This is a genomic window from Streptomyces capparidis, assembly GCF_054782095.1.
The window spans coordinates 24,560-43,329 of the sequence record NZ_BAAGTD010000017.1 but is presented as its reverse complement, the minus strand read 5'-3'; the positions used below and the strand labels follow the sequence as shown (position 1 = coordinate 43,329).

General features: G+C 75.2%; 16 protein-coding genes. 10 read left to right on the top strand and 6 right to left on the bottom strand.

Annotated elements, in window-relative coordinates:
• Together ACYVO2_RS15845 and ACYVO2_RS15840 are read right to left on the bottom strand one after the other, a co-directional pair.
• Window positions 1–267 (bottom strand): MoaD/ThiS family protein, encoded by a 267-nt coding sequence (locus ACYVO2_RS15845; protein ID WP_461008445.1) that lies wholly within the window; start codon window positions 265–267, stop codon window positions 1–3.
• A 61-nt stretch (window positions 268–328) separates the two neighbouring features.
• A complete protein-coding gene (locus ACYVO2_RS15840; RefSeq protein WP_461008444.1) occupies window positions 329–2,086 on the bottom strand; it encodes a fatty acyl-AMP ligase in 1,758 nt (585 codons plus the stop codon).
• Window positions 2,087–2,707: 621 nt separating this feature from the next.
• Between ACYVO2_RS15840 and ACYVO2_RS15835 the strand changes: the two genes are divergently transcribed.
• The 7 genes from ACYVO2_RS15835 to ACYVO2_RS15805 all read left to right on the top strand — a co-directional run bounded on the left by ACYVO2_RS15835 (window position 2,708) and on the right by ACYVO2_RS15805 (window position 9,281).
• Window positions 2,708–4,138: an MFS transporter gene (locus ACYVO2_RS15835; protein WP_461008443.1), complete on the top strand. Its 1,431-nt coding sequence runs from the start codon at window positions 2,708–2,710 to the stop codon at window positions 4,136–4,138.
• Window positions 4,139–4,582: 444 nt separating this feature from the next.
• A complete protein-coding gene (locus ACYVO2_RS15830) occupies window positions 4,583–4,876 on the top strand; it encodes a hypothetical protein (RefSeq protein WP_461008442.1) in 294 nt (97 codons plus the stop codon).
• Window positions 4,873–5,814 (top strand): ferritin-like domain-containing protein, encoded by a 942-nt coding sequence (locus tag ACYVO2_RS15825; protein WP_461008441.1) that lies wholly within the window; start codon window positions 4,873–4,875, stop codon window positions 5,812–5,814. The genes ACYVO2_RS15830 and ACYVO2_RS15825 overlap by 4 nt, the downstream gene beginning before the upstream one ends.
• Window positions 5,790–6,263 (top strand): holo-ACP synthase, encoded by a 474-nt coding sequence (locus ACYVO2_RS15820; RefSeq protein WP_461008440.1) that lies wholly within the window; start codon window positions 5,790–5,792, stop codon window positions 6,261–6,263. Before ACYVO2_RS15825 ends, ACYVO2_RS15820 begins: the two co-directional genes overlap by 25 nt.
• 19 nt (window positions 6,264–6,282) lie before the next feature.
• Window positions 6,283–6,636 carry an acyl-CoA thioesterase gene (locus ACYVO2_RS15815; RefSeq protein WP_461008439.1) on the top strand — a complete coding sequence of 118 codons (354 nt, stop codon included), beginning with the start codon at window positions 6,283–6,285 and terminating at the stop codon, window positions 6,634–6,636.
• Window positions 6,637–6,711: 75 nt separating this feature from the next.
• The gene (locus ACYVO2_RS15810; RefSeq protein WP_461008438.1) at window positions 6,712–7,671 is read left to right on the top strand and encodes an alpha/beta fold hydrolase; all 960 of its coding nucleotides are present in this window, start codon (window positions 6,712–6,714) and stop codon (window positions 7,669–7,671) included.
• Between the two features lie 11 nt (window positions 7,672–7,682).
• Entirely contained in the window at window positions 7,683–9,281 is a 1,599-nt protein-coding gene (locus ACYVO2_RS15805; RefSeq protein ID WP_461008437.1) for an AMP-binding protein, read from the top strand.
• Between the two features lie 91 nt (window positions 9,282–9,372).
• Here ACYVO2_RS15805 and ACYVO2_RS15800 read toward each other — a convergent pair whose 3' ends face one another.
• Both ACYVO2_RS15800 and ACYVO2_RS15795 read right to left on the bottom strand, forming a co-directional pair.
• Entirely contained in the window at window positions 9,373–10,209 is an 837-nt protein-coding gene (locus ACYVO2_RS15800; RefSeq protein WP_461008436.1) for a MaoC family dehydratase, read from the bottom strand.
• Window positions 10,210–10,294: 85 nt separating this feature from the next.
• Window positions 10,295–12,472 carry a glycosyltransferase gene (locus ACYVO2_RS15795; RefSeq protein WP_461008435.1) on the bottom strand — a complete coding sequence of 726 codons (2,178 nt, stop codon included), beginning with the start codon at window positions 12,470–12,472 and terminating at the stop codon, window positions 10,295–10,297.
• A 799-nt stretch (window positions 12,473–13,271) separates the two neighbouring features.
• Between ACYVO2_RS15795 and ACYVO2_RS15790 the strand changes: the two genes are divergently transcribed.
• Both ACYVO2_RS15790 and ACYVO2_RS15785 read left to right on the top strand, forming a co-directional pair.
• Entirely contained in the window at window positions 13,272–14,588 is a 1,317-nt protein-coding gene (locus ACYVO2_RS15790) for a hemolysin family protein (protein WP_461008434.1), read from the top strand.
• Window positions 14,585–15,598 (top strand): hemolysin family protein, encoded by a 1,014-nt coding sequence (locus tag ACYVO2_RS15785; RefSeq protein ID WP_461008433.1) that lies wholly within the window; start codon window positions 14,585–14,587, stop codon window positions 15,596–15,598. The genes ACYVO2_RS15790 and ACYVO2_RS15785 overlap by 4 nt, the downstream gene beginning before the upstream one ends.
• 76 nt (window positions 15,599–15,674) lie before the next feature.
• Here the strand turns inward: ACYVO2_RS15785 and ACYVO2_RS15780 are convergent, their stop codons facing one another.
• A complete protein-coding gene (locus tag ACYVO2_RS15780) occupies window positions 15,675–16,763 on the bottom strand; it encodes an NAD-dependent epimerase/dehydratase family protein (RefSeq protein ID WP_461008432.1) in 1,089 nt (362 codons plus the stop codon).
• A 65-nt stretch (window positions 16,764–16,828) separates the two neighbouring features.
• Window positions 16,829–17,425 (bottom strand): DUF6069 family protein, encoded by a 597-nt coding sequence (locus tag ACYVO2_RS15775; protein WP_461008431.1) that lies wholly within the window; start codon window positions 17,423–17,425, stop codon window positions 16,829–16,831.
• A 243-nt stretch (window positions 17,426–17,668) separates the two neighbouring features.
• Between ACYVO2_RS15775 and ACYVO2_RS15770 the strand changes: the two genes are divergently transcribed.
• Window positions 17,669–18,601, top strand: a complete 933-nt coding sequence (locus ACYVO2_RS15770) for a serine hydrolase domain-containing protein (RefSeq protein ID WP_461008430.1) — start codon at window positions 17,669–17,671, stop codon at window positions 18,599–18,601.
• The last annotated feature ends 169 nt before the right edge of the window (window positions 18,602–18,770 follow it).

The window sequence follows — 18,770 nt, the reverse complement described above, 5'->3', positions numbered from 1 at the left end:
CTAGCCCCCGGAGACCGCGGTGACGATGTCCACCCGGTCGTCCTCGGTGGCCTCCCGGTCCAGCTCGCTGTGCGGGAGCTGCTCGCCGTTGAGGGCGATCAGGTGCGTGGCGCGCACCGTCCCCTCGCGGTCCAGCAGCACCTCGCGCAGACCGGGGTAGCGCTCGGTCAGCGCCGCCAGGCCGTCGCGGACCGTGCCGCCGTCGACCTCGATCTCGTTCTGGTAGTCGGTGAAGCGGAGCAGTACGCCCCTGACCTTGAAGATCACCGCCCGGACTCCTTCGTCGATGGTGGCGGCCGCAGCAGCGCGGTCCGCGGGTGTGTGGCCGTCACGTGCCCGGCGCGGGGGCCGGCCGGGCGGGAGCCTGCCAGCGGGCGACCTCCTCCAGCTCGCCGGCGAGGAAGTGACGGCGGGCCAGCCAGCGCTGCACCTTGCCGCTGGACGTCTTGGGGATGGTGCGCGGCCGCACCAGCACCACGGCGCGCGGGGGGACGCTGACCTCCATCGACACGGTCCGCCGGATCCCCTCGACGGCCGCCCGGTACCGCTCCTCGTCGCCGGGCTCGGCCTCGTAGACCACCACCAGGCGCTCGGCCGCGCCCGCGTCGTCCTCGACCGCGAACGCGGCGCCGCAGTTGCGGCGGATGCCCTCGACGGCCGCCTCGCAGGCCCGCTCGATGTCGGTCGGGTGGACGTTGCGCCCGTTGACGACGACCAGGTCCTTGGTCCGCCCGGCCACGAACAGCTCACCGTCCAGGACGAACCCCAGGTCGCCGGTGCGCAGATAGGGCCCCTCGCCGGCCGCCGTGCGCGCGCCGAACACCTCCGCGGTCTCCCGCGGGCGCCGCCAGTAGCCGTCGGCGACGCTGGACGAGGCCAGCCAGACCTCGCCGACCGCGCCGTCGTCCAGCGGCTTCGCCGTCGCCGGGTCCACGACCAGCATCCGGGTGCCGGGCCCCGGGCTGCCGCAACTCACCAGCGACCGCTCCGGCTCGCCCGGCGCGGCGGGCCTGGCCGTGCCCTCCAGGTCCAGCGCCTCGCGCGCCACCCGCACCGAGCGCCAGCCGCCCAGCGGCCTGCCGCCGGTGACGAACAGCGTGGCCTCGGCGAGCCCGTAGCAGGGGTAGAACGACTCGGCCCGGAAGCCGTGCGGGGCGAAGCGCGCCGTGAACCGCTCCAGGGTGTCGGCGCGAACCGGCTCGGCGCCGGTGAACGTCACCTCCAGGCCGGACAGGTCCAGGCCCGCCAGGTCGGCGTCCTTGGCGCGGCGCACGCACAGGTCGTAGGCGAAGTTCGGGCCGCCGGTGATCGTCCCGCCGTGGCGGGAGACCGTGCGCAGCCACGACAGCGGGCGGCGCAGGAACGACACCGGGGACATCAGCGTCGCCTCGCACCCGAAGTACAGGGGCGTCAGGATGCCGCCGATCAGCCCCATGTCGTGGTACGGGGGCAGCCAGAACACGCCCGAGCTGCCCTCGTGGAGGCCGAACCCGCGCACGATCTCCGCGCAGTTGGCGATCAGCCGCTCATGGCTGAGCATCACGCCGCGCGGCAGCGCGGTGGAGCCCGAGGTGTACTGGAGCAGCGCCAGCGGGTCCGGCCGGAACGTTTCGTCACCCGGCGCCGCGTCGAGGGTGTCGGTGGCGATCAGGCGGGGCGGGTGCCCGGCGAACTGCTCGGCCAGCCACTGCTCAAGCAGCGGCGCGATGTCCGACGTGGTCAGGACGGTGTCGGCCTCGGCGTCCTCGATGATGGCGGCGAGCCTGGGCAGGGTGCGCGCCAGGCGGGTCGGGTCGGGCGGGAACGCGGGGACCGCGGGCACACCGGCGCGGAAGCAGCCGAACAGGCCGGCGAGGTAGTCGAGGCCGGGCGCGAACAGCAGCAGCGCGGGCCCCCGGCGGCCGGTGGCGCCGGCCAGCCCCGCGGCGACCGCCGCGGCGCGCGCGTCGAGTTCCGCGTAGGTGATCTCGCGGGCCGATTCGTCGTCGCCGACAAAGCGGTAGGCGACGGCGTCAGGAGAATGCGCCGCTTTTTCCCGCAGGATGTGAGCAAAACTGTCGGCCTGGTGCCGATGTGAAGGAGTCACCCCCGTGCCTTCCCCCTGCTCCATTGTGGCGAGCAGTGTGGCAGCAAGATAACGCGGCGGTCAACGAGCGTGGTTCCGGGGTGCTTTCCGGGGTGCGGACGGGCGGGCGGCCGCGGCGGGCGGGCGGGTGGGGCGGGCGGGTGGGGCGGACGGCGTGGCCGCGGGTCCGCGGGGCGGGGGGTTCGGCAGAGGTCCGGGAGTTCCGCGTGGTCAAGCCGGGCGCGCCAGGAGGGGGTTGACACCCGCGGGGGTCAACCAGCATCGTGACCGGTGGGTAACAAGGAACACGGTGATCAGCCGCACCAGGGTGTGCGGGAGGTCGGGTGCGAGAGGATCGGCACACGGCGGGACCGCCGGTGCGGGTACTCGCGCTGCTTTTCCCGGCGCTTTCCCGCTTTCCCCACCGCTCGGGCGGGAAATCGGCCGCCAGGACAACCCGCGCCCACCGCGGCGCGGTGCCGGGGGAAATCCCCGGTGCGGGTGCGGCGGTATTCCGCGGGAGCGCGGCGGCGGCCGCGTGAGGGAGCGGCACGTGCCGCTCGGACGCCGGTCCGGCCGGCGGACGGCACACCGGCACCGGATCACCCGCCCGGCAGGACCGCCCGGAATGAGGACGCACGCATGGCCGACACACCGGCCGCCACCGGCGAGACCCGGGACGTCGTCAGGGACGAACCCGCCGCCGGGCCGTCGGCCCCGCTGGTCCTGCTGTGCTGCCTCGGCGCCTTCATGGCGTTCCTGGACAGCACGATCGTCAACGCCGCCTTCCCCAGCATCACCGAGACCTTCGACGGCTCCGACCTGCCCACGCTGTCCTGGGTGCTCAACGGCTACAACGTGGTGATCGCCGCGCTGCTGATGCCCGCGGGCCGGGCGGCGGACCGGCTCGGCTGCCGGCGGTCCTTCGCCGTGGGCCTGACCACGTTCACCCTGGCGTCGGCGGTGTGCGGGATCGCGGGCTCGGCGGCGGTGCTGATCGGCGCCCGGCTGGTGCAGGCGGTGGGCGCGGCGATCCTCGTGCCGACCTCGCTGGCGCTGCTGATGCCGATGTTCCCGATGGCCAGGCGACTGGTGGCGATCACCATCTGGGGCGCCGCCGCCGCGGTGGCCGCTGGCATCGGCCCCGGCCTCGGCGGGATGCTCGCCGAGTACTGGACGTGGCGGGCGGTGTTCCTGGTGAACATCCCCATCGGCATCGTCGCGGTGTGGGCGAGCCGGTACCTCGGCGAGCAGCGGGAGCGCGGCGGTCCCACGCCCGACGTGCCCGGCGCGGTGCTGCTCGGCGCCGCGCTCGGCCTGGTGGCGCTGGGCCTGGTCAAGGGCGAGGAGTGGGGCTGGGCCGGCGCGGGGACCCTGGGCTGCCTGGCCGCCGGGGCGCTGCTCGCGGTCGCGGTCGCGCTGCGCAGCGCCCGGCACCCGGCGCCCGTCGTCGCCCTGGACCTGCTGCGCTCCCGCGCGGCCGTCGGCGGCAACATCGGCACGATGCTGTTCGCGGTGACCTTCTACGCCGTCATCCTGAACAACATCCTGTTCCTGACCAACCACTGGCACTGGTCCCTGATCGCCGCGGGCCTGGCCACCACGCCGCCACCGCTCGCCAGCGCCCTGGTCGCCAAGCCCGCCGTGCGCCTCGCCGAGCGGTTCGGCGACGGCCCCGTGATCGTCGCGGGCTGTCTGACCTACATCGGCGGCACCCTGCTGCTGTCGTGGGGCGGCGGCGGGGACCCGGACTTCCTCACGCACTGGCTGCCCGGAGCCACCGTCATGGGCCTGGGCGCCGGCCTGGTGTGGCCGGTGCTCGGCGGGGTGGCGCTGGCGGGGGTGGAGCCCGCGCGGCTGGCCACCGCCAGCGCGGCCAACGCCGCCTTCCGCCAGCTCGGCGGGGTGCTGGGCACGGCGTTGACGGTGTCCATCCTGACTTCCCACGCGACCGACCTGCTCGGCGGCGCCCGCAGCACCTGGTACATGGCGGTGGGCTTCGCCCTCTCCGTGGCGGTGCTCGCCGCGGCGACCGTGCGCGGCTCGGCGGCCCCCGCGCCGGGAGGCCGGTGAGGGCACCGGACCGTGACGGGGGCGGTGGCGCCGGAGGCGGAAAGCGCGGAGCGCGGGGAAAAAGCTTCCCGGGCTCCCGGGCGGTGTTTCCCGAATACCGTGCGCGGCAATGCGCGGCAAATCCGGGCACGCGCTTTCCCGAATTTTCGGCGAACGCGTGGCAAGGTGGTCACGCGGCTGCCGAACGGATCGTTCCGCATCCGTCGGGGCGTGGCAAAACGGACGAACCGCCAGGCTGACGGACGGTAATCGACGCTGGTGAACGGAGGGTTGTGGGACGTTCATACGCCGCGGCTCCCGAGAACTCCTCGAGGGCGGCTCGAGCATCACCCCACAGGACGCACGGGTCCCACTGAACCGGGGTATTTCCGTGCGCCGTTACCCGTGCCGACGGTGAAATCGTCACTTGATGACGGCACTCAACAACTTGTACGATTCTGAACCATGGAGACGCCTGGGGTGGAGGCCTACATCCGGCAGAAGTTCGCCGAGCATGCGGGTCTCGCAGACGAGGAATTGTTCGCCGACGACGTGACATTGGCCGCGGTGATCAGCCGCAGCCCGCGAATGACCAACAGCATCGATCTCATGGAGGCGTTCGCCCGGACCTCCAACTCGCTGCGCAAGGACCACGGGGTGCGCGTGCGCCTGCCCGCGCTGCCCCTCGACACACCGACCACGACGGTGCTCAAGGTCTTCCTCGAGGAATTCGAGCGGCAAAAGGAGAAGGCGGAATGACCAGTGTGCAGACGGAGCGTACGGCCACCCGACGGTCGGCCGTGCCCGCAGAGCCCCCCGCCATCATCACCGACCTGTACGACGCGCTGACCAAGCGTGAGATGTCCCTGGTCGAGGTCACCTGGGAGCAGCACCGGCTGCACGAGTCCCGGCGCTGGAGCGTGGTGGACATGCTGTCCGCCGTGGACCTGGACCGCCTCACCCCGCTGGACCGGGTGCTGGTGTGGAACGCGGGGCGGGCCGAGCTGACCACCAAGCCGGGCGCGGACCGGCTCGAACGCCAGGCGGAAGCGGAGGTCCGTCGCTGGCAGGAGAAGAACCCGACGGTGGCGGCGATCATGGAGGCCTGCGGCACCTGGAGCCGGTACTGGAACGAGGAGGAGGCCCACCACGAGACGGTCTTCATCCGGCTGGCGCAGGCCACCGGCATGGAGCCGATCTCGGACGAGACCTTCATCGAGTTCCGCCAGGTCTTCCCCGACGACGACATGCTGCGCACCCTGGTGCTGCTCGCCATCTCGGAGATCACGGCCGCGGTCAACTACGGCCAGTGCCAGCACGTGATCGAGGACCCGGGGCTGCGGCGGATATTCAAGCAGGTCGCCGCGGACGAGATCCAGCACCGCAACTACTTCATCTCGTTCGCCAAGGCGCTGGTGGACAGCGGCGAGTACCACGCCAAGGACGCCTTCGCGGTGGCCCACCTCTTCCTGCGCGAGGACGGGGAGATACTGGGCAGCTCCCGCGAGCACCTGGAGCGCCGCGGCACCCACGTGAACTGGTGGGACACCCTGGACACGGGCGACACGGACTTCCGCCCGGAGGCGCTGGAGAAGAAGGAGCAGCTCATCTGCGGCGCCCTGAAGAAGATCACCGGGATCGAGGTCCACTCCCGGGAAGAGGTCGAGGACACTTGGATGGATCTCGTCGGGAGCTGATCGGCCTGGGGCACGACCTCCAGTTGATCAGTGAGCTGGAGGTCGCGTCCGGCCTGCGCGAACCCGGCGTCTTCTTCACCGAGGGGGAGCTGCGCCGCTTCGCGTCCTCGGTCGTCCCCCTGCAAAGCATGGCCGGCGGGTTCGCCGCCAAGGAGGCACTCTTCAAGGCGCTGCCCGCCACCGGGGGAACGTGGTTCTGGACCGACGCGGAACTGGTCCACGACCGCCACGGCGCGCCGGCCTTCCGCACCCACGGAGCGCTGGCCGACCACCTGGCCCGGCACGGCCTGCGGGTGAGCGTCTCCCTCTCGCACAGCGGCGGCTTCGTGTCCTGCGTCGTCATCGTCACCGGCACGGGCCCCTCGGTACCTTTCATCGGCACGATCGAACGGGCGGTCAGGCGTGTATTTCGGCGAGTCACGGCTCCTGCTTCCGGTGCGACCCAATGACCTCGATGCCCTGGGGCACGTGAACAACGCGGTCGCGCTCGAGTACCTGGAGGCGGGCCGGTGGGACTGGCTCGCCCGCAACGGGCTGGTGCACGCCGAGCGCGTGATCTCCGTGGTCGCCCGCGTGGAGATCGACTACCTGGCGGAGATCCCCCGCGGCCGGGTCGAGGTGCGCACCGTCCTGGAGTCGCCCAGCGAGCGGGAGTTCGACGAGGACGACCTGACGTTCCGGGCGCGGTTCCGCCAGCGCATCCACCTGACGGAGGCGGAGCGGCCCGCGGTGGACGCGGCCGTCACCGTGGCCTTCCTGGACGCGGAGCGGCGCTGCCTGGTGTCGATGCAGGACTTCCTCACGGCCTCGGTCCCGGACTGAGGCGCCCCGGCCGCGCACGGGCGGCCGGGCACCGCCGACAGGCGTCCGCACCCGGGAAGGGCGGGAAGGAGAGCGATGAGCACGGCTGGTCCTCGGGCGGTCAGCGAGCTGTGGGTGCCCACGTCCGGCGGGCACCACCTGCACGTCAGGCGGGTGCGGCCGGGCCCGGAGCGGGAGGGCGCGCCCGGCGTGCTGTTCCTGCCGGGGCTCTTCTCCGACGGGGAGTTCTTCCTCGGCGCGTCCGGCCGCGGACCGGCGAACGCCTTCCTCGAGGAGGGGTTCACCGCCCATCTGGCCTCGCTGCGCGGGCACGGCCGCAGCCGCTGGCCCGAACGGCGCGCCTGGGACTGGGACTTCGACACCTATGTGCGCCACGACATCCCCGACCTGGTCCGCGCGGTGTCCGCGGAGCACCCCGGGCCGCTGTTCCTGCTGGCGCACAGCATGGCCGGGTACGCGGCGCTGGCCGCGCTCGGCGTGGAGCCCGCCCTCCAGCGGCGGCTCGCCGGGGTCGTCACGCTCTCCTCGGCGGTCAACGACTACAGCGACGGCGGCTGGTCCAAGCGGGCCCGGATGACGTTCGCCACGGTGGTGTCCCGGCTGGCCGGGCGCTTCCCCGCGCGGGCGCTCAAGCAGGGCCGCTGGGACGAGCCGGCCGGACTGATGCGGCAGTTCACCGACTGGGCCCCGCACGGCGCGTTCCGCAGCGCCGACGGCGGCACGGACTACTGGCAGGCCCTGGGCCGGGTGGCGCTGCCCGCCCTGGTCGGCGTCGGGGCGGGCGACACCTTCCACGCCTCGCCCGCCCGCGCCCGCAGGCTCGCCGACCACCTCGGCGGACCGGTGGAGTTCGCCGTCCTGGGGCGGGAGACGGGCCTGAGCTGGGACCCGGGCCACTTCGACGTGGTCCGCGGCGCCCGCGCGGAGGCGGAGGTGCTGCCCAGGGTGGTGGCGTGGATGCGCGGGCTGCCGTCCGGCGGCGCCGCGGAAGGCACGGCCGGGGAATCCCGGACGGCCGGGGAATCCGGGGAATAGGAGGGGGCGCGGTGCTCGAGTACATCCAGCGCAACCAGGAGTGCCCGCCCGAGCGGGGCCTGCACCTGTACGAGAAGTTCACCGACCCGCCGGAGTTCGTCGCCTACCGCGACTTCCCCGAACGGGTCGCCGGGCACGCCGACTTCTTCCGCGACCAGGGCGTGGGTCCCGGCACGCGGGTGCTGTTCCCGTTCGAGACGTCCACCTCGGTCATCATGTCCTTCCTCGCCCTGATGGAGATCGGCGCGGTGCCGCTGTCCGTCAAGCCGCTGGTGATGAACACGCCGCGGGACACCTACGAGGACTTCATCGGCCGGGTCGCCCGCGACTTCGGCGCGGCCCGGGTGCTGCGGGTGCCCACCCTGGCCGCGGTGGACCTGCCCGCCCCCGCCCTGCCGCTGCCGCCCGAGGGGATCCGCACGCCCGGCGCCCGGCTGCGCACCCCCGGCGACGACGAGCTCGCCTTCGTCCAGTTCTCCTCCGGCTCCACGTCCTTCCCCAAGGGCGTCCCGATCCGGCACGGCAGGCTGCGCGCCAACCTCGGCATGATCACCCGCACGGACGGCCGCACCCCCGAGGAGCGGGTCAGCAGTTGGCTGCCGCTCTACCACGACATGGGCCTGGTCGGCGGCATGCTCTCCTGCTTCGCCATCGGGTGCGACCTGCTGCTCACCGAGCCGGTGACGTTCCTGTTCGACGCCCGCGGCTGGTGGGAGCACATGTCCCGGGAGCGCTGCATCGGCACGGTGATCCCGAACTTCGCGGTCGACTACTCGCTGAAGCTGATGCAGGACCTGGAGCCGGACGAGCTGGCCGCGATGGACCTGTCCGCGCTGCGCTGCATCTACCTCGGCAGCGAGCCCATCAACATCCCCAACCTGCGCGCGTTCCTGGAGCTGATGGCCCCCGCCGGGCTCCGCGGCGACGTGTTCATGCCCTGCTACGGCATGGCCGAGGCCGTGCTGCTGGTGTCCAGTCGCCCGGCGGGCAGCGAGCCCCGGGTGGTCACCGCGCCCAACGGCGTGCCCGCCATCTCCGTGGGCCGTCCCATGCCGGAGTTCACGGTGCGGCTGCGCGACGAGGCGGGCCGGGAGGTCGGGGAGCGGGAGCTGGGCGAGATCGAGCTGGCCGGCGGCACCCTGGCCGACTTCTACTTCGAGCGGGAGGAGCCGCTCGGCGGCGAGGAGGGCTACTACGCCACCGGCGACGTCGGCTTCACCGACGGCGGCGAGCTGTTCGTCACCGGCCGGATCAGCGACCGGATCAAGGTCGGCGGCAGCAGCTACTTCGCCTCCGACTTCGAACAGGCCATCGAGCAACTGCCGTTCGTGCGCGAGGGCCGCACCTGCGTGGCGCAGATCGACGGCGACATCGTCGTGCTCGCCGAGGTGGACCGCCCGGCCCGCGACGACGTCGAGTGGAGCCGGGCGCGGATCGTGGACCACCTGGTGCGCACGGTCGGGGTGACGGTCCGCACCGAGGACGTGCACTACCTCAAGCCCGGCCAGTTGGAGCGGACCAGCAGCGGCAAGCTGCGGCGGCGCTCCATCTGCGAGGCGTACCGGCAGGGCCGGCTGGTGGGCATCACCCTGCCCCCGCCCGCCGGGTAGCCACAGGACCCGAGCCGCCCCCGGGACCGAGCCCCGGGGCGGGCCCGCAACCCCGGCGCGCGGCCCGCCCCGGGCCCCGGGCGCGCCCCGCTCAGCCGGGAAAGGCGCCGGCGCACTCCACGGCCAGGACCTGAGCGCCCCGGGCGTTGGTCACCGCCGCGGCCAGCGCCACCGAGCGCGGCCCGTCCTGCCCCGCGGCGGTGATCCGGGTCTCGCACTCCACGGTCTCCTCCGCGAACACCGGGCGCAGCAGCGCCAGGGACACGGACGCGGCGTGGAAGCCGCGGTCGCCGCGCAGCAGCGGCACCGCGGCCGCCGTCAGCAGCCCGTGGGCGATCCGGCGCGCCCCGAGGCCGGGCGCGTGGTGCGCGCCGTGGTCACCGGTGAGCTCGGCGCAGCGGGAGATGTCGGCGTGCGTGGCGCGGTGCGCGCCGCGCAGCACGGTGCCGGGCGCGAGCCCTTCCGGCAGGGCGGGGCGGGCGGGCGCGCGGTCCGGCGCGGGACCGGCGGCGGGGGCGGCCGTGGACGCGGCGGGGGAGGGGGCGCCCGGCTTCAGCACGACGCCCTCGCTGCTGCCGGTCAGGACCGTCGAGCCGCTCGCGCGGACCCGGGCGTCGAAGGTGAGGCGGTGGAACGCCTCCTCCTCCGCCGACCGCACCAGCTCCAGCTCGGCCTCCAGCGGCTCGCCGACGGCCACGGGCCGCTCCTGCCGCCACGTCATCGCGCGGGCGATGTAGTCCAGTTCGCCGCCGAGCCTGGTCAGCGGCGCGAGGACGAGCAGCCCCGGCAGGACGTCCGCGCCCCGCGGGTCGGGGGCCCGGCCGGTCAGGTCGTCGAAGGCGGCGACGTCCCGGCGGGTGTACCGGTGGGTGCCGGTCAGCAGGGCGCCGGGGGAGATCTCCCCGCGGGACGGGACGAGCGGACCCATGGTGCCTTCCCTCGCGGTCGCGGCGGTGCCGCCGGTGCGGCGGCACCCGGATGCTACTTGCCGGTAGGCAGGTGCGGCCAGAGCCTCACTCGGGGGCGGGGGCGGGGGCGGGGGCGGGGGCGGGGGCGTCGCGCACGTGCAGGGTGAGGTCGTTGCCGGGGTCGAAGACCGGCCGGACGGTGACCTCGCCGCGCACCGGGTGGACGAGGGTGCGGGCGGGGTGGACGTCGGTGCGCCTGCGGTCCACGTTGTCCCCGGCGATGCGGCCGACCGGTACGACCGGTGCGCAGTCGGCGCCGCGCAGCTCCGCCCGCCACACGGTGTGCTCCGCCGTGTGCCCGGCGAGCAGCGCGCCGTAGGGGACGGTGCAGGCGAGCCGGCCGTCCCCGGTGTCGGTGACCGGCACCTGCACGGTCGCGGGGACGCCGTCCGCGCCGTCCCGCGCCGGGTCCCCGGCGGTGAGGACGAGGCGGGTCGGGGTGCCGGCCCGGCCGTGCGGGACCGCGGTGAGGGCGAGGTGGTCCTCGCCGGCGCGGAGGGAGGTGAGCTCGGCGTGGGCCGGGCGCAGCCAGGTGCGCAGCGTCAGCGAGCCCGTGACGGTGGTGTAGGGGATCCACGCCGTCACCCCGTCCGGGGTGGTGACCAGGGGCAGGGTGAGCAGGCGGGCCTGCTCGACCAGGGCGGCGGCGACCCGGGCCCGCCCGCCGTCGTCGGCGCGCTCGACGTGGAAGTCCCAGCGGCCCTCGGCGAGGCGGTGCCCGGCGCGGGGGAGGCGGGCGACGAGCGGGCCCCTGCCGGAGGCGGGCGGGGTGAGGGGGACGGCGATGCGCTCGCCCTCGCCGGTGCCGTCGGTGCCGCGCAACCGGGCGGTCAGCGTCAGGCGCTCGCCGGTGACCCCGCCGCGGGGCAGGCGGACCTCGAGGCCGCCGTCCTCGGTCACCCGGCAGCGGGCCGCGGGGCGCAGCGGCTTCAGCACGAGCGCCCGGGGCGCGGGGGCGGGGGCGGGGGCGGGGGCGGGGCGCAGCCGCCGCACCAGGGCGGCGGCGGCCCGGCGCCGGGCGCGGCGGGCGGCGGGGGCGGCGGGCGCGGGAGCGGCGGCCGGCCGGGGCGCGGGCAGCAGTTCGGGCCGCAGGTCCCGGACGACCTGCTCGAACTGCTCGGCGACGCGCTCGGGGGCGTAGCGGCGCGCGGTGGCGCGGGCGGCGGTGCCCATGGCGCGGCGCAGCGCGGGGTCGTCGATCAGCTTGAGCAGCGCGGCTTCGAGCGCCACCTCGTCGCCCACGGGGACGATGAGACCGTCGGCGCCGTCCTCGATGATCTCCCGGGGGCCCACGCAGTCGGTGGAGACGACCGGCACGCCGCAGTGCATGGCCTCCACCAGGGTCAGGGCGAAGGACTCGGCGTCGGAGGCGGACACCGCGACGGCGGCCTTGGCCCACTCGGTCTCGATGGGGGAGTGCGGCCCCATCAGGAACGCCCGGTCGCTCAGGCCCAGGTCGTCGATGAGCGCGCGCAGCCTGGCGCGGTCCGGGCCGCGGCCGTAGATGCGCAGGTTCCAGTCGGGGCGCTGGTCCGCCAGGCGGGCGAAGGCGCGGACGAGCAGGTCGAAGCGCTTGCCCTCCAGCAGCCTGCCGGCGGCGACGATCAGCCGGGAGGCGCCGTCGGACGGCTCGGTGGCGGGGACGGGCACCACGTTGGGTAGACGGCGCAGCACCCGCGGGTGCCGGGCGAGCCCGGCCCGGTGGGCGGCCACGTCCAGGTCGGTGAGCGGCAGGTAGGCGTCGAGGCGGGGGACGGCCTCGTCCAGGGCGGCGCGCACGGCGGGGGCGTGCTGGGTGTACGTCAGGTGCTCCTGGCCGAGCCGCAGCCAGGGGGCGGCGGAGTGCTCGGCCAGGTACACCACCAGGCCGGGCCGGGTGGCGACCACCACGTCCGCCTCGGCGGTCTCCAGATAGGCGTTCACCCGCTCGTCGGTGAGGCGGGTGAACGCCGGGGGCGTGCCCTCCGGCTCCGGCAGCAGGGCGCTGGGCCGCGCGTGGAGCGGGTGGTCGGCCTCGCTGCCTGGGGAGTCCTTGCGCAGGTCGATCAGGGCGCGCAGGCCGACCTTCGGGCTCGCCGGGAGGCGGGGGGCGTCGGCGCCCCGGACGACGGAGACGATCTCCACCCGGTGGCCCCGCGCGGCGAGGGCGCTGGAGAGGTTGGCGGTGGCGCGGATGGCCCCGCCGATGCCGTAGGCGTTGTGGATCAGGAAAACTATCTTCATTTGACGTGCGGACGCGTGCGGCTGTCTGGGCCGCGTGCGAGCCCCTCCCTCGGTGTGCCCGACGACGCCGGTCCGGTCCGGACGGCTGCTCGCGTGGGCGCGCGGTGGGGTCGCTTGCTTGTTCGAGCTGGATGAGTAAACGTTTATGTGAACAATCTGTCAAGCTGTGGTGAATGCCCCGCGGTGCCGCCCGGCGGCACTCCGGCGGTGGAGTCCGCCCCCGCCGGCCGGTCGCGGTGCGGCACGGCGTGGCCGGCGCCCCGCCGCCGGATGCGGGCGGGCCCGCGCCCGGCCGCGTTGTTGGCCAGGGCGGGGGACGGGGCGGGCCGACCCGCGGCCTGGTCCGCGCCGGTGTCGCCGGCGTCGGGCCCCCCGCGGCGTTCGCGGCCGTCTCGGCTCGTTCCTGTCCGCCCTGTCCGCCCTGTCCGCTGTCCGGGCTGCCCCTCCCGCCCCCGCCCTTTTCCCCGGCCGCCCGGCCCTCCCGGTCACGCCCCGGCCTCCCCCGCGCCCTCCTCCCGGCTCCCTCCCCGGCCCTCCCGGCCCGCTTTACCCTCCGGTTCGGGCCGCCGGTCGGGGGAAGGAGGGGTGGAAGAGGGTGGTTTTTACTGTTCCTTTACTATCGCTTCGGGGAAACTTCTCCGCAGGAGGCTCCCGCCGGGAGCCCGCCCCGCCGCTTCGTGCGGTCGGGTGACTCGTGATCGTGAGCAGGAAGGAGCAGCAGGCCCGCGATGGGTGAACCTCCCAGTACCAGCCGTGCCGCGTCCCGTGGAGCCGAGTGCCAGGAACGGGGGGTGGCACGGTGACCGAGACCCTGCTCCTCCTGCTCGCCCTGGCACTGACCCTGGCGTGCGCCGTCTTCGTCGCCGCCGAGTTCTCCCTCACCACCGTGGAGCGCGGTGACCTCGAACGCGCCGCCGAAGCCGGCGAGCGCGGCGCCGACAGCGCCCTGAAGGCGGTGCGGCGGCTGACGCTCCAGTTGTCCGGCGCCCAGCTCGGCATCACCGTCACCTCCCTGGTGATCGGCATGCTCGCCGAGCCGTCCCTCGCCACCCTCCTGCGCGGCCCGCTGGAGGCGCTCGGCCTGGGCGGCGCCGCCCCCTCGGTGGCCACCGTGCTCGGCGTGGCCGCCTCCACCGTCGTCCTCATGGTCGTGGGCGAGCTGGTGCCGAAGAACTGGGCGATCTCCCGCCCGCTGGCCGTGGCCAAGGCCGTGGCCGGGCCGCAGCGCGGCTTCACCGCCGTGTTCGGCCCCTTCATCCGCCACCTGAACGCCACCGCCAACGCCTTCGTGCGCCGCGCCGGCCTGGAGCCCGCCGAGGAGCTGGAGGGCGCCCGCACCCCGGAGGAGCTGGTCGCGCTGGCGCGGCACTCCGCGGCGCAGGGCGCGCTCGAGGCGGACTCGGCCGAGCTGTTCGTGCGCACCCTGCACCTGGGCGAGCTGACCGCGGAGAACGTGATGACTCCGCGGGTGGACCTGTACGCCCTGGAGGCGGGCAGCACCGCCGCCGACGCCGCCACCCTCACCCACGCCACGGGCCTGTCCCGGTTCCCGGTCTACCGGGAGAGCCTGGACGAGGTGATCGGCACCGTCCACATCCGCGACGTCCTGGCCCTGGAGGAGGACAAGCGCGCCCGCACCCCGGTCACCGACCTGGCCGTGCCGCCGCTGCTGGTGCCCGACAGCCTGCCGGTGGACGTCCTGCTGGGCCGGCTGCGCACGGAGCGCACCATGGCCGTGGTGATCGACGAGTACGGCGGCACCGCGGGCGTGGTCACGATGGAGGACATCGTGGAGGAGGTCGTCGGCGAGGTCCGCGACGAGCACGACCCGGTGGAGGTGCCCGATCTGCTGCGCGCCCCGGAGAAGGACGGCCGGGCCTGCTGGGAGGCGGACGGCAGCGTCCGCATCGACCAGTTGGAGGCCATCGGCCTGGCCGCGCCCGAAGGCCCGTACGAGACCCTGGCCGGGCTGATCGCCACCCGCCTCGGCCGCATCCCCGCGGAGGGCGACACCGTGCACCTGGACGGCTGGGACGTCGCGGTGCTGGACGTCGACCACCACCGCGCCGACCGGGTGGCCCTCACCGCCCCCGCCGAGCAGGAGGCCGTCCGATGACCGCGGTGCAGCTCCTCATCGGCGCGCTGACCCTGCTGACGAACGCGTTCTTCGTCGGCGCCGAGTTCGCCCTGATCTCGGTGCGCCGCAGCCAGGTCGAGCCCGCCGCCGAAGCCGGCGACAAGCGCGCCAGGACGGTCCTGTGGGGCCTGGAGCACCTGTCCGCGCTGATGGCCACGGCCCAGCTCGGCATCACCGTCTCCTCCCTGGTGCTGGGCGCGGTCGCCGAACCGGCCATCGCCCACCTGCTGGAGCCGGGGTTCGAGGCGGCACACGTCCCGCACGCGCTGGTGCACCCCATCGCCTTCGCCATCGCCCTGTCCGTGGCGACGTACCTGCACATGCTCGTCGGCGAGATGATCCCGAAGAACATCGCGCTGGCCGCGCCCGTCCCGTCCGCGCTGCTGCTCGGCCCGCCGCTGGTCGCGCTCACCCGCGCCCTGCGCCCGGTCGTGTTCGGCGTCAACGCGCTGGCCAACGGCCTGCTGCGGGTGCTGCGGGTGGAGCCGAAGGACGAGGTGGAGTCGGTGTTCACCGATGACGAGCTGGCCCGCCTGGTCACCGACTCCAGCCAGGCCGGCCTGCTCGACCCGGCCGACGGCGAGCGGCTGCGGGACGCGCTGGAGCTGGGCACCCGCCCGGTCGGCGAGATTCTGGTGCCGCTGAACCGGATGACCACGGTCAGCCACCGGATCACCCCCGCGGAGCTGGAGCGCACCGCGACCGCCGCCGGGTACTCCCGGCTGCCGGTGATCGGCCCCGGCGGCACGGTGCTGGGCTACCTGCACATCAAGGACGCCCTCGGCGTCCCCGACCGCCACCGGCCCTTCCCCAGGTCGGCGCTGCACACCGTCACCCGCGTGGAGATCGACACCCCGCTCGACGACGCCCTCACCGCCATGCGGGCCAGCGGCACCCACCTGGCGGCGGTCACCGGCGAGAAGGGCACCGTGCTGGGCTTCGTCACGATGGAGGACGTCCTGTCGGAGCTGGTCGGCCCCACGGCCTGAGCCCGCCCCGACCCGCGGCGCCCCCGCCCCCGGCGGCCCCCGGCCCACCACGGGCCGGGGGCCGCCGGGCCCGCTCTCAGGGCCTGCGCCCCACGCCGGTGCTCAGCTCGCGCAGCCGCCCCCCGCGCACCCGGGAGGCCAGCGGCGGCGTCGGCAGGCCCGCGCCCTCCCGCAACCCGGCGAGCACCTCCTCCAGCGCCTCCTCCGCGGTGTACCGGGGCGTCCAGCCCAGCTCCTCGCGGGCCCTGCTGGTGTCCATCACCGGCAGGCGCAGCACCGCGTCGAACAGGTGCGGCGACGCGGGCACCAGGTGCAGGCGCCACGCGGCCGACAGGGCCAGGCGCAGCGGCGCGGGCCCGACCCGCACCGACCTGGCCCGCAGCAGCCGCGACAGCACGGCCGCGTCCACCACGGGGTCGGCCGCGATGTTGAACGCGCCCCGCACCGGCTTGGCCGCGGCCAGCCGGTACGCCTCGGCGGCGTCCGCGGTGTGCAGGGCCTGGAAGCGCAGGCCGGGGATGTCCGGCACCACGGGAACCAGCTCCGGCCTGGCCAGCGCGCCGGGCAGCAGGGGCCCGGCGAACAGGCGCCGCTGCTCGGAGGCGGAGCCGCGGGTGAAGATGAACCCCGGCCGCAGCCGCACCACCCGCAGGTGCGGCGCGGCCCGCTCCACCCCGTCCAGGACGCGTTCGAGGTACGCCTTCTCCCGGCAGTAGGCGGCGTCGGGCCAGCCGTGGGTGGGCCAGGACTCGTCGACGGCGCGGTCCTTGGGGCCGGGCGAGTAGGCGCCCACGGAGGAGGCGTGGACGAGGGCGGGGACCCCGGCGGCCACGACCGCGTCGAACACCCGGACGCTGCCCAGCACATTGGTGCGCCAGGTCGTCACCGGGTCGTGGGTGGGCTGGAAGATCCAGGCCAGGTGGATCACGGCGTCCGCGCCGCGGAAGTGGCGGACGAGCTCCTCCTCGTCCGCCTCGGCGATGTCGACCGCCGCCCACTCGGTCTTCGGCGGGCTCCACTCCGGGAGGCGCCGGGCGAGGCCGAGCACCGAGCCGACCCGGGGGTCGTCGCCCAGCGCCGTGACCACTCCCGTGCCCACGTTGCCCGTCGCGCCCACCACCACGACGCGTGAGCCGGTGTCCCGCGTGCCGCCTTCGCTGCTCATGTCCCTCCCGAGGCTCGACCGGGCCTGCCGGGTTCCCGCCCCGGCGGCCGGGCAAACCCCGGGGGTCACCAGGTGCGGGACGGCCCCGGCCGGGCGGCGGAGCGGCCCACCGCGGTCAGCAGCCGGCCGATGGCGAAGCCCAGGACGAGGTACACGGCCGCCGAGCCGACCTTCGCCGACGTGGCGACGGAGAAGGTGAACGGGACCAGCACCATCGCGGCGGTGGCCAGGCCCACGATCCAGACGAAGAACCGCTCCGGCTGCGGGGTGGTGAGGGTGAGGACGTGCAGCAGCAGCGTCGCCACCAGCGCGGCGGCAGCGGCGGCGGTGGCCAGCAGCCCGGTCGAGGCGTCGCCGAACGCGCCGTCCCCCTCCGGGGCGAAGACCGGCACGTCCAGCACCCCCCGCACGAGCAGCACGCAGACCAGCGCGGTGAGGGCGGCGACCACGGCGGTCATGGCGCCGCCCGCCCACAGCCGGGCGGCGTTCACCCGGGACGGCTCGGTGACCGGCTCGGGCTCCCGCACGGCGGTGGACGCCGCGTAGGGCGGCGCGGCCCCGCCGGGGGCCTGCCCGTATCCGCGGCCGTGGTCGTAGGGGTGGGCGGGGTCCTGGGCATGGCCGTGTCCGCGGCCTCGGTCGTAGGGATGGGATGTGCTCATGGCTCCTCCCGAACCACTCGGGGGACTTGGCTTCGCCGGCCCGGCGCACGGCGGCGCGGCGGGGCCGCACCCGCGCCGCGCGACCGCGGCCGGGCCGGGTGGGCCGACGGCCCGTCAAGGCGACGCCTACCCGCCGACGGGCCGTTCACCACTCCCGCGCCCGAGCGCCCCCGCCGCCGCCGGCCTCCCGCGACCCCGTACCCTGCGGTGCGAAGTCCCCTGCCCCTTCCGGAAGGTGAGCCCGTGACCGTGCGGCAGGCCGTCGAGGCCGCGGACGCCGAGATCCGCACCGACCCGCTGCTGGCGCACACCGAGCACCTGGTGGTGGTCAGGGACGGGCGGGTGCTCGCCGCCCACGCCTACGGGCCGCGGGGCCTGGACGAGCCCGGCGACATCTTCTCGATCACCAAGAGCGTGCTGTCCACCCTGGTGGGCTGCGCGGTGTCGGACGGCCTGCTGACGATCGACGCCACCCTCGGCGAGCTGCTCGGCGGGCGGGTGCCCGCGGCGCACCGTCAGGTCCGGGTCCGGCACCTGCTCACGATGACCGGCGGCGCCGACCCCTCGGGCCCGTACGACATCGACGAGGTGAGGCGACTGCCCGGTGACTGGGTGGGCGCGCTCCTGGCCGCGCCCCGCCTGTCCCCGCCCGGCGCGGAGTTCCGCTACGACAACGGGGCCGCGCACGTGCTGGCGGCGGCGCTGGCGGCGGCCGTGGGGGAGGACCTGGCGGACTACGCCGCGCGCCGCCTGTTCGGCCCGCTCGGCATCGGGCCGCGCCCCTGGCCGCGCGACCCCGACGGGCTGCCGTACGGCTTCGGGCACCTGCGCCTGTCCCCGCTGGACCTGGTGGCGCTCGGCCGCCTGTGGCTGGACGGCGGGACGGCGCCGGACGGCGGGCGGTTGTTCTCGGCGGACTGGGCGCGGGAGGCCACCCGCGCCCACACCCCGGGCGGGCCGCCGGAGCGCACCGGCTACGGATTCCTGTGGTGGTCCACCGAGATGGCCGGCCGCACCGCGTTCTTCGCCGGCGGCTGGGCCGGGCAGCACCTGGTGGTGGTGCCCGCCCTGCGCCTGATCACGGTGACGACGGGCGACGCCTCCGCCCTGGCCCCGGGCTGGCGTCGCGGCCGCGAGCTGACACCCGCCATCGCGGCGGCCGCGTCCGCGCCCTGACGCGGCCACGGACGGCCCCGTCCCGCCGGGCGGGCCCCGCCCGCACGCCGGCGGCCCCGCCCGCACGAGCCGCCCCCGCCCGCACGAGCCGCCCCGGCACGCCGCCGGGCCCCGGCCGCGGTGCGGCGGCAGGTGCGCCGCGACGCGAAGAAACGTTTTATCGAATTCC